The 14,540-nt window shown below is 28.1% G+C and carries 16 protein-coding genes; 1 reads left to right on the top strand and 15 read right to left on the bottom strand.

Going from position 1 to position 14,540, the window contains the following annotated elements; all coding sequences use genetic code 11:
- The 5 genes from HMPREF9127_RS02095 to HMPREF9127_RS02075 form a co-directional block, all read right to left on the bottom strand.
- A complete protein-coding gene (locus HMPREF9127_RS02095; protein ID WP_009448111.1) occupies positions 1 to 1,032 on the bottom strand; it encodes a SufB/SufD family protein in 1,032 nt (343 codons plus the stop codon).
- Between the two features lie 11 nt (positions 1,033 to 1,043).
- On the bottom strand, positions 1,044 to 2,423 hold the full coding sequence (sufB, locus tag HMPREF9127_RS02090; RefSeq protein WP_009448303.1) for a Fe-S cluster assembly protein SufB: 1,380 nt from the start codon (positions 2,421 to 2,423) through the stop codon (positions 1,044 to 1,046).
- Between the two features lie 37 nt (positions 2,424 to 2,460).
- Entirely contained in the window at positions 2,461 to 3,201 is a 741-nt protein-coding gene (gene sufC / locus HMPREF9127_RS02085; RefSeq protein WP_009448322.1) for a Fe-S cluster assembly ATPase SufC, read from the bottom strand.
- 99 nt (positions 3,202 to 3,300) lie between these two features.
- The gene (locus tag HMPREF9127_RS02080) at positions 3,301 to 3,660 is read right to left on the bottom strand and encodes a hypothetical protein (protein ID WP_009448387.1); all 360 of its coding nucleotides are present in this window, start codon (positions 3,658 to 3,660) and stop codon (positions 3,301 to 3,303) included.
- A 2-nt stretch (positions 3,661 to 3,662) separates the two neighbouring features.
- Positions 3,663 to 4,940, bottom strand: a complete 1,278-nt coding sequence (locus HMPREF9127_RS02075; RefSeq protein WP_141557504.1) for a DUF1576 domain-containing protein — start codon at positions 4,938 to 4,940, stop codon at positions 3,663 to 3,665.
- 369 nt (positions 4,941 to 5,309) lie between these two features.
- Here HMPREF9127_RS02075 and HMPREF9127_RS02070 point away from each other — a divergent pair, with 369 nt between their 5' ends.
- On the top strand, positions 5,310 to 7,022 hold the full coding sequence (locus HMPREF9127_RS02070; protein ID WP_009447997.1) for an MFS transporter: 1,713 nt from the start codon (positions 5,310 to 5,312) through the stop codon (positions 7,020 to 7,022).
- Between the two features lie 42 nt (positions 7,023 to 7,064).
- Here HMPREF9127_RS02070 and HMPREF9127_RS02065 read toward each other — a convergent pair whose 3' ends face one another.
- The 10 genes from HMPREF9127_RS02065 to HMPREF9127_RS09645 form a co-directional block, all read right to left on the bottom strand.
- A complete protein-coding gene (locus HMPREF9127_RS02065) occupies positions 7,065 to 7,592 on the bottom strand; it encodes a cysteine hydrolase family protein (protein WP_009448078.1) in 528 nt (175 codons plus the stop codon).
- Positions 7,593 to 7,613: 21 nt separating this feature from the next.
- The gene (locus HMPREF9127_RS08740; protein ID WP_009447760.1) at positions 7,614 to 8,273 is read right to left on the bottom strand and encodes a type II secretion system F family protein; all 660 of its coding nucleotides are present in this window, start codon (positions 8,271 to 8,273) and stop codon (positions 7,614 to 7,616) included.
- Positions 8,270 to 8,701 (bottom strand): type II secretion system F family protein, encoded by a 432-nt coding sequence (locus HMPREF9127_RS08735; RefSeq protein ID WP_009448296.1) that lies wholly within the window; start codon positions 8,699 to 8,701, stop codon positions 8,270 to 8,272. Before HMPREF9127_RS08735 ends, HMPREF9127_RS08740 begins: the two co-directional genes overlap by 4 nt.
- Position 8,702: 1 nt before the next feature.
- Positions 8,703 to 9,893: a GspE/PulE family protein gene (locus HMPREF9127_RS02055; protein ID WP_009448405.1), complete on the bottom strand. Its 1,191-nt coding sequence runs from the start codon at positions 9,891 to 9,893 to the stop codon at positions 8,703 to 8,705.
- An 8-nt stretch (positions 9,894 to 9,901) separates the two neighbouring features.
- Positions 9,902 to 10,708, bottom strand: a complete 807-nt coding sequence (locus HMPREF9127_RS02050; protein ID WP_009448421.1) for a Cof-type HAD-IIB family hydrolase — start codon at positions 10,706 to 10,708, stop codon at positions 9,902 to 9,904.
- A gap of 46 nt (positions 10,709 to 10,754) precedes the next feature.
- Entirely contained in the window at positions 10,755 to 12,581 is a 1,827-nt protein-coding gene (gene glmS / locus HMPREF9127_RS02045; protein ID WP_009448236.1) for a glutamine--fructose-6-phosphate transaminase (isomerizing), read from the bottom strand.
- A 145-nt stretch (positions 12,582 to 12,726) separates the two neighbouring features.
- Complete coding sequence (locus tag HMPREF9127_RS02040; protein ID WP_009448223.1) at positions 12,727 to 13,176, bottom strand: ASCH domain-containing protein; 450 nt, start codon at positions 13,174 to 13,176, stop codon at positions 12,727 to 12,729.
- A gap of 25 nt (positions 13,177 to 13,201) precedes the next feature.
- On the bottom strand, positions 13,202 to 13,390 hold the full coding sequence (locus HMPREF9127_RS08730) for a GNAT family N-acetyltransferase (RefSeq protein WP_009448317.1): 189 nt from the start codon (positions 13,388 to 13,390) through the stop codon (positions 13,202 to 13,204).
- Positions 13,390 to 13,770 carry a hypothetical protein gene (locus HMPREF9127_RS02035; protein WP_255261667.1) on the bottom strand — a complete coding sequence of 127 codons (381 nt, stop codon included), beginning with the start codon at positions 13,768 to 13,770 and terminating at the stop codon, positions 13,390 to 13,392. The genes HMPREF9127_RS08730 and HMPREF9127_RS02035 overlap by 1 nt, the downstream gene beginning before the upstream one ends.
- Before the next feature lie 326 nt (positions 13,771 to 14,096).
- Positions 14,097 to 14,381, bottom strand: a complete 285-nt coding sequence (locus HMPREF9127_RS09645) for a CC/Se motif family (seleno)protein (RefSeq protein WP_303659948.1) — start codon at positions 14,379 to 14,381, stop codon at positions 14,097 to 14,099.
- Between the last annotated feature and the right edge of the window lie 159 nt (positions 14,382 to 14,540).

Here is a 14,540-nt window from a genome sequence, read left to right as displayed (position 1 = left end):
TTATACCTCCGAAAGTTTTTTGGATAAAGTTGTATAAACTCTCTCTCTCATTTCTTCACTATCTATCAAGTCAATAGTTTCAGCAAATTTTGATTCTAAAATCAATCTCTTTGCTTCAGATTCACTAAAACCACGACTCATAATGTAAAATAGTATATTTTCATCAATTTTCCCCGCACTCGCTGCATGAATTCCTTCAACATCATCTTCAGTACAAAGTAAAATAGGAACTGCAACATTTTTTATATCATCAGAAAGTAATGTTACATATTCTTGTTCAGAACCTTTAGAAGTAGATGAGCCACGCTTAAAGTCGATAGTTACTCTACAAGTCTTTTGAGCTCTATCAGCTAATGCTCCCTTAATAGACAAATCATAATTTGTAGCACGTCCTCTTTGAGTTGCCACATAATTAAAATCTAATTTTTGTTCGTTTTTTCCGAAATAAATAGAATTTACGTTGACATTTGAATTGTTATCAACGAGATCTCCTATATAGGAAACATAATTTTCTCTGCCTCCTAAATCAACTTGAACAAATTCAACATTTGCATTTTCTTTAACTTTGTAATAAACACTTTGAATACTCAAAACATCTAAAGAAAATCTTTGAGAAATGAAAATTTTTACATTACTGTTTTCTTCAGCTTCAACTTCTATAATAGAATGTCTGAATCCTTTAACACTTTCTCTTGAAAAATAGTCCAAAGTCAAGTTTAAAGTTGAATTTTTTTCAGCTTTTATTTTTATAATATCAACTAATTGATTGTTTTCTTCATTTAATTCTAATGAAACAACTTGATTTAAAGAATTTTCTTTCGTTGAAACAAAATCCATTTTTAAATTTGTAAATTCTTTTAATTTTTCAGCTATTTCATTTGAAAAAGAAAATTTTTCATAAGAAAAATTAAGATTTTTATTTTCATCCTTAATTAAAGAATATTCTTTTGGATTTAAATTAGGTAATAGTACTTCTGTATTATTAACTCTTGTTGCATTCCAAGTATTACTTGGTATAAAATTTCCTCTCATACAGACACCTCCTAACCAATAGTTCCTTCAAGTTCTAGATTAATCAAAGCATTCATTTCAACAGCATATTCCAAAGGTAATTCCTTTGCAATCGGTTCAGCAAAACCTCTAACAATCATAGCTTTTGCCTCTTCTTCAGGAATACCGCGACTCATTAGATAGAAAATTACATCATCGTCAATTCTACCAATTTTTGCTTCATGACCTAAGTCGATATCTGATGTTTGAATATCTATTACCGGAATTGTATCTGATTGAGATTCTTGATCCAACATCAAAGATTCACAAGTTACAGTTGATTTACAACCCGGACAGTTTGGTTTTACACTTACAAGGCCTCTGTAAATAGCAACTCCATTACCCTTTGATATGGATTTTGAATTTATTGATGAGCTTGTTTTTGGAGCAGCATGAATAACTTTTGCTCCTGTATCTAAGTATTGATCATTTCCTGCAAAAGTGATTCCTGTAAATTCACTCTTTGCTCCTTCTCCTCTCAATACACTCATTGGATATAGTAAACTTACCTTTGAGCCAAAGGATCCAGAAACCCATTCAATAGTTCCATTTTCATCAACAATTGCTCTTTTTGTATTTAAGTTATACATATTTCTTGACCAATTTTCAATTGTAGAATATCTTAAAGTTGCATTTTTCTTTACGAAAAGTTCAACTGCTCCGGCATGAACATTTAAAACATTGTATTTTGGAGCTGAACAGCCTTCAATAAAGTGGCAATAAGCTCCCTCTTCAATAATAATTAAAGTATGTTCAAATTGTCCCGCACCCGGTGCATTAAGTCTGAAATATGATTGTAAAGGAATACTTACATTAACCCCCTTTGGAACATAAACAAAGGAGCCACCACTCCAAACTGCATAATGTAGCGCAGCATATCTATGATCTTCAGGTTTTATGCAAGTCATAAAATATTCTTTTATTATATCAGGGTATTCTCTTACGGCAGTTTCAAAATCTGTATAAATAACTCCTTGTTTCCTCATTTTCTCAGTTAAGCTATGATAAACAACTTCACTGTCGTATTGAGCTCCAACTCCTGAAAGTGCACTTTTATATTCCGCTTCCGGAATACCAAGCGCATCAAATGTTCCCTTAATATCTTCAGGCAACTCATTCCAATCTTCACTCATTTTTGCGTCCGGACGAATATATGTTGTAATTTCATTTATATCAACAGGAGACAAATCAGGTCCCCAATTTGGATTTTTAGATTTTTCAAAAACTTCCAATGCTTTAAGTCTTAATTCCAACATCCAGTCAGGTTCATTTTTCTCTTTGGAAATTTGCATAACAATATCACGAGTTAAGCCTTTTTCAGTTTTTGAAAAATACCTTACTTCGTTTTTTATATCATAGACACCTCTGTCCATTTCTTCTACTTGCGTTTTTTTCTTTCTGATGTCATAACTACACCTCTTGTTCAACCCAAGAATAACCTTCTTTTTGAATTTTATCAATCAAAGAGGCATCTGATGTTTTTACAATTTTACCATTATATAAAACATGAACATAATCCGGTTTAATTCTTGATAATATTGCCCTGTGATGAGTTATGATTAAAATTGATTTATTTTCACTTTTAAATTTTTCAACATTTTCAGAAACAACCTTAACTGCATCAATATCAAGTCCGGAATCAGTTTCATCCAACATTACAAGTGCAGGATTTAACATAACCATTTGTAAAATTTCAGTTTTTTTCTTTTCTCCACCGGAAAATCCGACATTCAAATATCTTTGAGCATAAGAAGCGTCCATAGTTAAACTTTCCATTTTTTCTTCAAGCTCTCTTTGAAATTCGATAACACTTTCTTTTTCTCCTGTTATTGACATTCTTGAAGCTCTAATAAAATTTGAAACGGTAACTCCAGGAACTTCTTCCGGATTTTGAAAAGACATAAACATCCCAAGCTTTGCTCTCTCATCTGCTCTTAATTCATTTATGTTTTCACCCTTAAAAAATATGTCGCCCTTTGTAACTTCATAATTAGGATGAGCCATAATGGAATTTGTAAGTGTAGATTTTCCTGCTCCATTTGGTCCCATAATGACATGAACCTTTCCCTCAAAGATATCTAAATTGATACCTTTTAAAATTTCCTTATCTCCAACATTAACATGAAGATTTTTCACCTCTAATATTTTCATATATGTTACTCCTTATAGTAGTTTTATTTAGCATAATTGTTATAATACCCAGAGCATATAACAATAAACTAATATGTACGTTTCTCCAAATATTAAAGGCTAGAAATTTCTAACTAATAATATAGTCAAAAGACCATCTTCTGAGTAAGAAACAATAGCTTCGTCAACCATAGAACCCAAAGCATCTATATTAGACATATCGCTAGAGTCACTTCCAAATCCAATTAGATTTTCATAATAATTTTCAAACTCCGGAAGTCTGGCAGAATTTGATATTCTATTTAATTCTTCCAAATCTTTCGGTTTTATTTTAACATTTCCTTCAGCTATAACTCTCAAGGAATTCTTTTCTATTTTAAAATCTATTTTTAAATCTTGAACTCTTTTACTAAAATAATAATGAACAAGTCCGCTAACTATTAATTTAGCATAATGCTCTTCATTTTTAATTGTATTCAAAATTATTCCTCCTCGTTTTTATCAAAAAATCTTGAATTTTTGATTGCCTCAAAAACCGGGACTAAAGTTGCTGCCACAAAACCTCCCGAAAATCCATTGTTATAAAGGTTTAAGCCTCCATGTAGAAGTCCAACACTGGAAACAATTGAAACATGACAAAAACCTGCAAACATCCCCGCAAAAAAACCATATTCTCCCGAAACCGGTGCTAGATTTGTAGCAAATAAAATTGTAACAGTTGCAGATACACTATGTGGATCGTAAATATTAAAAAAGTAAGCTATAACTGTTCCAACAAGAATTGGAAATACATTCTTTATATGTTTCCCAAATATCCCAAAACCGAAAATGGTAAAAATCCCTCCAAGTATAGGTCCGTTTAACGGTTGATTCATAAAAATAACATAAGTTGTATATAGAAGTCCAAGTGCAGACATGTTAATCATGCTAACACCTCTACCATAGATATTACCAAAATCAGAAGGTGCTCTACCACTATTTTTTAATAAATTGCCTAAATTTTTAAAACTAAATCCATTTAGATAAAATCCTAGAGCAAATACTACTGCAAAGAATACATACATAATAATTGCTATCCGTAAATTTCCTTTACTTACAACATTTACATTTTTAACTTCTAAATTAAAAGATTTAAAAACTCCTTGAATAAAAAGTCCGATAACTCCACAAGTAAAACCAATATTATATAAGCTATAACCTTGATGAAAACGTAAAAATGATGCAGAAAGTGCAGGGATAAGCATTCCAATTAAAATTCCTACAGCATAAGAAATAAGTAATCCTTTAAAAAACGGTAACCCTATTCCAAAACAAATATAACTTACAACAGGACCCAGTGCAGTTCCAAAAAGGCTATTCATTGTTAAAGTATTAAATTTCAAACCTTCTATTTTACCATAAAGATAGACTCCAAAAGTTATCGGAATTGTATTAAATAGATTTTTTCCAAAAAGAGAAAAACCGAAAAGTGTAAAAAGTGCAGCTATAATAGGACCTGTCAACAATTGTTGTCTTCTCCACAACACAAAAGATGCTAATAACATAAGTAAACCAGCATTTAAAAATGTTGCCCCTATTCCACCTACTGCCATATAATCAGTAAGTAAATGACTTGGAGATTTTAAAATATTAATATAACCGTCTAAAATTTCTTTAGGACTGTCAAAAAGCAAGCCTACAGACATCGCCAAAATAGAAAATATAAATATCGCATCATATCTATAATGGTTTTTTACATATATCTTTTCTCTACTCAACACATTTCCTCCAAAATTTCCTCACATATATTGTAACATATAAAAAAAGAAATGTGAACAACTAAAGTACTTAAATAGAAAAAAAGATTATTAAATTTAGTGCCTACAATAAAATTAATATTTTTAATATCGATATTTATTATTAATAACAAGTTTTAAAAATTTATCCGTTTTAATAGTTTTTTACATAAAGACGTTATCGTCGTTAATTAAATTATACATCTTAAGCTACTTTTTTTCAATAAAACTATCTAAAATTTTCTTTTTCCTCTATGTTTTTCCATTAATAAAAATTATGTTATTACTTATATATTGTTTAAGTATATTTTTTATTATAATATGTTAAAATAGTCTTGTAAAGGAGGATTTTATATGAAAATATATGTAAATAGAATTTTATCTTCAATAAAGGATGAATTTGAAAAGACATCCCATCAAAATGAATATGGAGAAAAGATTTTTGAATTTACTCAAAAAAAGAAAGTTAAAACAAATGGATCTGTTTTTATACAAAGTTTAATATTTATGCTTATAGTTTCAGCTTTATTCTTCTATATTGCATTACCTATTATAAACTATGCCCATATTTCATTTTACTTTTTTCTTGGCGTAATCGCATTAAGTTTTGTAGGATTTTCTTCATTTTTGGAAAATGTAAAAAATGTAAATGATAAAACAAGTAAGGCTTTTAGAAAGATATTAATTTCAATATTAGTTGCTTCTATTGGTTTTTACGGTTTTGCAACTTTATTATCTTCCCAAGCTTTCAATGCAAAAAGATATTCAAATCTTATTGATAAGCAAGAAGGTATTTTTAAAGATGATGTAAAGCCTATTAATTTTAATCAAATCCCAGTCGTTGACAAGACAACCGCCGAAAGATTAGGCTCAAGAAAACTTGGCGAAATCGGAGGAGATTTGGTATCACAATATGATATTGACCCAACATATCCCCAAATAAATATAAAAGGAAAGCCATTTAGAGTTACTCCTCTTACCTATTCAGGACTTGTTAAATGGTTTGTAAATCAATCAAAGGGTCTTGGATATTATATTTCTGTAGATATGGCAAGTCAAGATACAAAACTTGTAAAACTTGAAAAACCAATTTTTTATAGTTTTTCAGATAAATTAAATAGAAATATAAAAAGACATATTCGTCTTAAAAGACCGACTTATATAATCGGAGAAATAAATTTTGAGATAGATGATGAAGGTAATCCTTTCTGGGTTGCATCCGTTCTAAAACCTACTATTAATTTAGTTGGAGGTATGGATGTAAGTAAAGTTTTAATTATAGATGCAAATTCCGGGGAAATTAAGGAACACGATAAAAAAGATGTACCTGCTTGGGTAGATAGAGTTTATCCTGCAGAAATGATTGAAGAACAACTTGTTTTCAATGGTGTCTATAAAAAGGGATTTATAAATAGATATATAAAACAAACCGGCGTTACAAAACCTACAAAGGGATATAATTATCTATCAATTGGTGAAGATATTTATTTTTATACAGGGATAACTTCTGTTCTTTCAGATAAATCAAATATCGGTTTCGTACTTGTAAATATGAGAACAAAAGAGACAAAATTTTATCCCGTTTCCTCTGCCGAAGAATTTTCAGTTATGGAAAGTGCAAGAGGTAGTGTTCAAGAGAAGGGATATACTTCAACATTCCCTATTCTAATAAACTTAAATAATCGACCGACATATTTTATGAGTTTAAAAGACGGAGCAGAACTTACAAAACTTTTCGCACTTATAGATGCACAAAAATATCAAAATGTTGCTGTAGGTAGTGACATTAACGAAACTGTAAAAAATTATAATAAATTAAATGCAGATTTAATTGATCCAAATGCAGAGAACAATTCATCTGTTGAGAGAACTATAAAAGAAATAAAATCGGTTAATATAGAGGGAAATACATTCTTCTACTTTACTACAAAAGAAGATAATTTAATCTATATTGCAGGAGTTTCCATTTCAAATGATTTAATTTTTGCAAAAGAAAATGATAAATTTAAAATTTCAGGATATAAAAATGATGACGGTACATTTAATGTTACAGGAGTAAAGAAATAGACTAAAAAAGCAAGTTGGATTAAACCTAACTTGCTTTTTTTATTAAATAAATTCTTCTTTATATTCATCTAAATACAAAACATTTACCATATTTGACCAGTTTAGTATTGAACCTATAAAATCTTGAATATCCAATCCGGGCATTTCATAAGTATTTTCATCACAAACCGTTCCAGTTGCATCTTCTATAAAATAAACCTTGAAATTTTTATCAGCTGCAACTATAGAAGTAAATAAACAACAATATTCAGTATTAAAACCACAAATAACCAATTCAGTTATGTCTTCATTTTTTAAAATTTTTTCAAGATTAGTATTGAAAAATGAGTCTGGCTTACTTTTCTCAACTATATATTTTGCATTTATATCCAAATTATCTATTATTTCAATACCTTCGCAATTTTTGTATAAAGGGCTTTCAATATTTTCATCAAGATGTTTTGTAAAAATAATTGGCATATTTTTACATTTAAAATCTTCAATCAACCACCTAATTTTATTTATTTCATCACTACAATCTCTTTGATTTATTATCCCTTTCTGTAAATCAATTACAAGTAACGCTCTCATATACTACCTCCATCAAAATAATTACTCTATACTTATTCCATTTGATAAATCAAAAATTGGTATTGCTATTGCAAATACTATAAATGCAACAAATAGAGAAATTAAAATAATTATTACGGGTTGTAAATATTGTAAAATTTTATCAACAGAATAATTTATCTTTGAGTCATAGTATTCAGTTGCACTTTCCAGTATTTCAACTAAATTTTCACTACTTTCTCCTATTGCAAGCATATTTATAAATGCCGGATTAAAAATCAAATCGTCCTCTAAAGATTTTGAGATTAATTTACCACTTTTTATTTCCAGAATAGCATTTTCTAAATGTTCTTTTATAAAGACATTTCCGGTAGAATTTTTTATTATCTCCAAACTGTCAACTATATTTATATTTCCATTTAATAAAATAGTAAAATTCTTTGCAATTATGGAAGTGATATAGTTTTGATAATGTGACTTTATATATGGAATTTTAAAAAGCAATTTTCCAAAAAATTTTCTAACTTTATATTTTTTAAAAATTAGTTTTAAAAATACAATAAAAATCAAAATTCCTAAAATTACAAATAAATAATTATATTTAATAAAATCCATACTTTTAATTAAAAGTTTTGTAATAGCCGGTAATTCAATATTGCTGTCGTTAAAAATATCTAAAAATACAGGTATTACATTATTCAAAAGAAAATTAAAACGACAACTGTAACCGACAACAAAATAATCGGATAAGTTAATATACTTATAAGTTTTTGTTTTAATTTATACTTTTTCTCATAATATGATGAAAGATATAAAAAAACTTCTGAAAGTCTTTCCGAACTTTCTCCTGATTTTATTAAAGATAAAAACAAATTATCAAATTTATTGACCTTTAAAAAAGAATTATACAAATCATTACCACGCAATAAATTTTCATAAACTTCTGAAAAAATTTTCTTTAAATTCTTATTAGGAGAAGTTTTCGAAAGTAAATTTATCGTTTCGGCAGTATTAATATTTGATTTTAAGAGAAGTCCCGCCTCTTTTAAAGAAATGCTTAAATCCAATAAATTGTGTTTATTTCCTATTTCCATATTTAAAATATTAAAAACTTTTTCTTTAAAGCTCATTTTAAAATTCTCCTAACGAAAATAAAATTTTATTTACTTCTTCAAAACTCGTTATTCCGTCTGCTATTTTTCTAAGTCCGTTTTTGTATAAACTTTCATTTCCGTTTTTCTTAAAATATTCATAAAGTCTTACACTATTACAATTTCCATTTATTATCTCTTTTATTTCATCATCTAAAATTAAAGATTCCAAAATTAAAGTTCTACCAATATATCCTCTATTGCAATGTTCACAACCACATTTTTCATAGATATATTTAGGTGTTTCAAGATTATTTTCTTTAAAAATTTCTTTTTCAAAATTTGTTAAATCTCTTTTAATTTTACATTTTGGGCAAAGTTTTCTAACAAGTCTTTGAGATAAAATTGCTATTACACCTGAAGAAATAACATAATTTTCTATTCCTAAATTCAAAAGTCTTATTATTGCTGAAACCGTGTCTGCAGTATGCAAAGTCGTGAAGATAAGATGTCCTGTTATTCCTGCTCTTAGAGCAATATTTGCAGTTTCTCTATCTCTCATCTCTCCAACTAATCCGACTTCAAAATCTTGTCTTAACATCGCTCTAAGACCAGTCGCAAAGTCAAGTCCCAAAGCTGAATTTATATTTATTTGATTTATTCCACTAATTCTAACTTCAACAGGATCTTCCAAAGTAATTATGTTGATATTTTCATTTTGTAATTTTTTTACAAATGAATACAATGTAGATGACTTTCCACTTCCCGTAGGACCACTTATAATTAGAACTCCATTTGGACTTTTTATTATATTTTCAATTAATTGCCTTTCTTCGTCATATAATCCCAGATTTTCTATGTCAATTTTAAAATTTCCAGCATTTAAAATTCTCATTACAATTTTTTCACCCAAAATTACAGGAACTGATGCAACTCTAATGTCAACTAAATTCCCATTATAATCAAAATCCAGTCTTCCATCTTGTGGCATTCTCTTAATTGTAATATCCATTTTTGAAATAATCTTTATACGAGAAATAATAATTGGGGCATTTAAACTATTTATTTGATAAATATCAATTAGCTCTCCATCTATTCTGTATCTTATATAAAAATTATTTTCTCTAGGTTCAAAATGTATATCTGAAGCATTATTTTTAATTGCATTTAAAATAACTTCATTTACAAAACTTTCTACATTTTCGATTTTTTCAACAAAATTCTTTTCCATAATTTCCTCTAAACAAATTTTCTTATGGCTTTTGCAACCCCATCATTTTTATTCGTATCAGTTATATAATCAACATTTTTCTTAACATTTTCCATTGCATTTCCCATTGCAACAGAAAGTCCACAAATATTTAGCATAGGTATATCATTTTCTCCATCGCCCATTGCAATAGTCTCTGATATATCAATATCATTAAGTCTGCATATTTCTTTTAAGCAAGAGCCTTTATCCGTATCTTTTGCCATTAACTCAAGAAAAAAAGGAAGAGAAAAAGAAATAGTGTATTCATTCTTTATTGTATCAGTAAATTTATCGTCCAATTCTTTTAATACATCATATTCTTGACAAATTCCTATTTTCAAAACTTTTTCTTCCAAATTATTGTCTATAATATATTGTTTTACATCTCTAACTCTGGCTATTTTAGGATTTATAAATTTTGAAATAATTTCAACATATTCATCATTAGAATCTTTAGTAAAAATAAAATCCTTTAAAAACACAATTGGTGAAAAACCATTATTCTCAATTATTTCTAAAATATCAAAAAGATACTTCTTTTCTAAACTCTTTACAAATTTTGGAGTTTCACTATAAGTTGTAGAAACTAAACTTCCATTTAAAGCTCCATAATAAGTATCTAGCTTTAAACTCTTTAAAATCTCTTTAACTGTAAACTCCTCTCTACCTGAAATAAATGCAATTTTTACACCCTTACTCATAGCATAAAATAAACTATCTTTAACTTCATCAGATATTTCATGATTTTCGTTAAAAGTAGTTCCATCCATATCAAGAGCTATTAATTTATACATAATTTTCTCCTTTATATAAAAAAGGGACTTCCCAGTCCCTTTAATTCTATTCAACCGTAACAGATTTTGCTAAATTTCTTGGCTTATCAACATCGTTTCCCTTTGCCAATGATGCATAGTAAGCAATAAGTTGACTAGCAACAACAGAAATAATAGGCATTAAAATTTCTATAGTACCTGGAATTAATATTCTTTCATCTGAAACACCAAAATTGTTATCTAACTGAGATATTTCAAAAACTTTAGCCCCTCTAGCCTTTACTTCTTTTACATTTGAAATAACTTTTTCATATAATCTCTCTTGAGTTGCAATTACAAAAACAGGTGTACCATCTTCAATTAATGCAATAGTTCCATGTTTTAATTCTCCCGCCGCAAAGCTTTCAGTATAAATATATGATATTTCTTTTAATTTCAATGCACTTTCCATAGCAGTATAGTAGTCAAGACCTCTTCCTAAATAAAAACAAGTAGTCTTATCCATTAATTCCAATGCAATTTTTTTGTAAATTTCTGTATCTTTTAATAATAATTCTATCTTACTAGGCAATTCCTTTAGATGAGCAATTATATTCTTATATTCATCGGAAGAAATTGTTCCTAAAATTTCACCAAATTTTAAAGCAATCATATATAGAGCTGTAACTTGTGTTGTATATCCCTTTGTACTGGCAACGGCAATTTCCGGACCTGCCCAAGTATAGAATACATTGTCAGATTCTCTTGCAATTGATGAACCTACAACATTTGTAACACTCAAAATAGTTGCTCCTTTGGCTTTTGACTCTCTAAGTGCTGCCAAAGTATCTGCAGTTTCTCCAGATTGACTGATTATTATAACTAAAGTCTTATCATCAATCATTCTGTCTGAGTATCTAAATTCAGAAGCAACATCCACAATTACCGGAAATCTTAAAGCCTTTTCCAAAATTTCTCTACTTACAAGTCCTGCATGATAAGCTGTTCCACAGGCAACAATATAGCATTTATTAAATTTACTTAAATTTCCATCTAATAAACCATCCATTCCATCTAAAATTAACTCATCTTTGTCATTTAATCTTCTACGGAAAGTAGCTTCAATTACCTTTGGTTGTTCGTAAATTTCCTTTAACATAAAATGATCATATCCATCTTTTGTAGCAGCTTCCACAGACCAATCAATATGTGTAATTTCTCTATTTACAACATTATTTTTTGCATCATAAACAGTATATTTTCCATCTTTAAAATGAATTAAATCTCTGTTTTCAAGATAGATAACATCTCTTGTATATTTTAAAATTGCAATAACATCTGATGCAATAAAAAATTCATCATTTCCAATTCCTACAACTAATGGACTTTCTTTTCTCATTCCAATAAGTTCTTTAGTATCTTCCTTTAAAATTCCAAAAGCATAGCTTCCCTTAACTTTATCTTTCATCTTAAAAACAGTACTTAAGAAATCTCCATCATCTAAATCTTCCAATAATTGAGGAATAACTTCAGTATCTGTTTCAGATTTAAAAATATAATTCTTTTTCAAAAGTTCTTCCTTCAAATGTAAATAATTTTCAATTATTCCATTATGAACAACTGCAAATTTAGAATTCATACTCAAATGAGGATGTGAATTTTCATCTGATGGAACTCCATGTGTAGCCCATCTTGTATGTCCTACACCAATATTTGAAATTTTATTTTTATATTCATTTTCCAATTTTTCTCTTAAATTACTAATTCTTCCAACAGTCTTAACAACATCTATCTTATTATCTTCCAAGAATGCAATTCCTGAAGAATCATATCCTCTATATTCTAAAGTTTCAAGTCCGTTTAAAATCTTATCAATAGCATTTGAACTGCCAATATATCCAACAATACCGCACATAAAATTTCCTCCTTTTATTAATTCTACTGCTACTTATTTAATAATGTTATCATATTTTACATATTTTTGCAAGTAGAAAATTTATCATATAATTAAATTTACATTAATTTATTATAGAAGAAAACTTATTTTTGTAATATTTTATCTAATACACTTTTTCAAACACTTCACATACCATAGGAGCTTGTTCATAAAAATCTTTACCTAAATTTTTAAATTCTTCCTTAAAATATTCATCATGAACTTTTTTCCAATATTCATAACTTCTATCGCCTTCACCTTCGAGCCAAGCGTGATTAAAAGATATTAAATTATAAGCTAAAATATATACCTCTCTTGTTATTGTAATACATTTTGGTTCTCCTGAACCACCTAAAATAATATTGTATTCACCCACTTTTGGAATTTCTTCATCATTTTCATAAAGCTCATATGCAGAAGTTGTAGCAGTTTTTATTCCCTTATTTACTAAATCAGCTAACTCATCTGCCATTTCTTTAGTATTACCGAAACTCCATGCTTCATATTTTGCATCCATAGGAATATTCTTTTCCTTACAAAAATTTCCCCAATAATCTTTAATTTTATCTGTCATATTTATTAACTCCTAAAAATGCTGATTATTTTTCAGACAAATCTATCCAATATCTCTCTAAATAAACTTTATCTTTTGGCTCATAAACGGTAGATTCATAAATACCTCCATTGTTTATGATTACTCTTTTACTCGCTTCATTTTCTTTTAAACAGGTTATTAATATTTTTTTAAATCCCATTACTTTACAAATAGGCAGAATTTCCTTTAACATCAGAGTTGCATAACCTTTTTTCTTTCAGAATGACATACTGAATATCCGATATGACCACCATATTTTTCAAAAAATTCGTTTAGATAATGTCTTATTTGAATAACACCTATTATTTTATTATCTTCTTCTCTGATAAAGATGAACTGAGTTTGTGGAACATATTCTTTTGGACAGGTATCTTCTGAGGAAAAATCTTCAACCTGTTTTATCCAGTCAGAAATATTTTCCATTCTTCTTAAAGATAGACAGCCATCCATATCTCCACCATTTATTATAAATTCTTCTCTAAAATTTTGTATTTCTTTTTCATATTCCATTGTAGGTTTAATCAATTTAAAATCTTTAGCCATATTATCACCCTTATCTCTAAAATTGGTCATACATAATAATTATTTTATAATCGCTATTAAATATTCTAAACCATAAAAATTTGCTGAAGATATTTCAACAAATGCATCTTCAGAAATCTTTCTACTTACATATACATTATATTCATCAACCTCAAAAAAGTCAAAAGCATTTGTATTTTTTGGTATACCAATCGAAACCGACGGTTTTAATTCAGTTGAACAATTTCAGTTACTCCAACCTTTTAGTTCAACCATTATATCTCTTTGATTTTCTTTTAAAAGTTTTTTTGCATTATTATTTATAACAACTTTAATAAAAATCCCTCCAAACAAAAAAGACTGAATTAACAGTCTTTTTAAACAATTATTCCATTAACTACTAAATTTTCCATAAAAAGAAAACTTATAGTTGAAACAGTAACAGTATCATTGACTGCTTTTATACCGTTCATAAGATACACATCAATTCCATCTATATTTTCTAATGTGTACTTATCTACATTTAAAGGTTTACCTAATGAAGCCATTGGTTTTAAAACAATTCCACTTCAGGAACTACAACCTTTAACATCAACAGTGATAACACTGTTGCTTTTTTTGTTTAAAAAATTCTTTGCTTTTTCATCAATTATAATTTTCATAATCATCTCTCCTAACGTTCTGATAGGAAAAATATACCCACTAAAAAAGTTATTTAACTTTTTATCAAAATATTTTTCTGATTATATTTTTATAAATTTCATCCATAGGAGCAAAAAATTCTTTATCATTAAGATAACTTAAATCCCCATCAATATTTC

The organism is Parvimonas sp. oral taxon 393 str. F0440 (assembly GCA_000223315.2).
GTDB lineage: Bacteria > Bacillota > Clostridia > Tissierellales > Peptoniphilaceae > Parvimonas.
Note: the sequence above shows the minus strand (reverse complement) of the source record. Positions and strands in the feature narration are given on the sequence as shown.

Bases quoted from the DNA above. Each gene is read 5' to 3' on its own strand.
- HMPREF9127_RS02095 (WP_009448111.1), bottom strand. From the start codon at position 1,032: ATGAGAGGAAATTTTATACCAAGTAATACTTGGAATGCAACAAGAGTT.
- sufB (WP_009448303.1), bottom strand. From the start codon at position 2,423: ATGGACAGAGGTGTCTATGATATAAAAAACGAAGTAAGGTATTTTTCA.
- sufC (WP_009448322.1), bottom strand. From the start codon at position 3,201: ATGAAAATATTAGAGGTGAAAAATCTTCATGTTAATGTTGGAGATAAG.
- HMPREF9127_RS02070 (WP_009447997.1), top strand. From the start codon at position 5,310: ATGAAAATATATGTAAATAGAATTTTATCTTCAATAAAGGATGAATTT.
- HMPREF9127_RS02065 (WP_009448078.1), bottom strand. From the start codon at position 7,592: ATGAGAGCGTTACTTGTAATTGATTTACAGAAAGGGATAATAAATCAA.
- HMPREF9127_RS08735 (WP_009448296.1), bottom strand. From the start codon at position 8,701: ATGAGCTTTAAAGAAAAAGTTTTTAATATTTTAAATATGGAAATAGGA.
- HMPREF9127_RS02055 (WP_009448405.1), bottom strand. From the start codon at position 9,893: ATGGAAAAGAATTTTGTTGAAAAAATCGAAAATGTAGAAAGTTTTGTA.
- HMPREF9127_RS02050 (WP_009448421.1), bottom strand. From the start codon at position 10,708: ATGTATAAATTAATAGCTCTTGATATGGATGGAACTACTTTTAACGAA.
- glmS (WP_009448236.1), bottom strand. From the start codon at position 12,581: ATGTGCGGTATTGTTGGATATATTGGCAGTTCAAATGCTATTGATAAG.
- HMPREF9127_RS02040 (WP_009448223.1), bottom strand. From the start codon at position 13,176: ATGACAGATAAAATTAAAGATTATTGGGGAAATTTTTGTAAGGAAAAG.
- HMPREF9127_RS08730 (WP_009448317.1), bottom strand. From the start codon at position 13,390: ATGTTAAAGGAAATTCTGCCTATTTGTAAAGTAATGGGATTTAAAAAA.
- HMPREF9127_RS02035 (WP_255261667.1), bottom strand. From the start codon at position 13,770: ATGACCAATTTTAGAGATAAGGGTGATAATATGGCTAAAGATTTTAAA.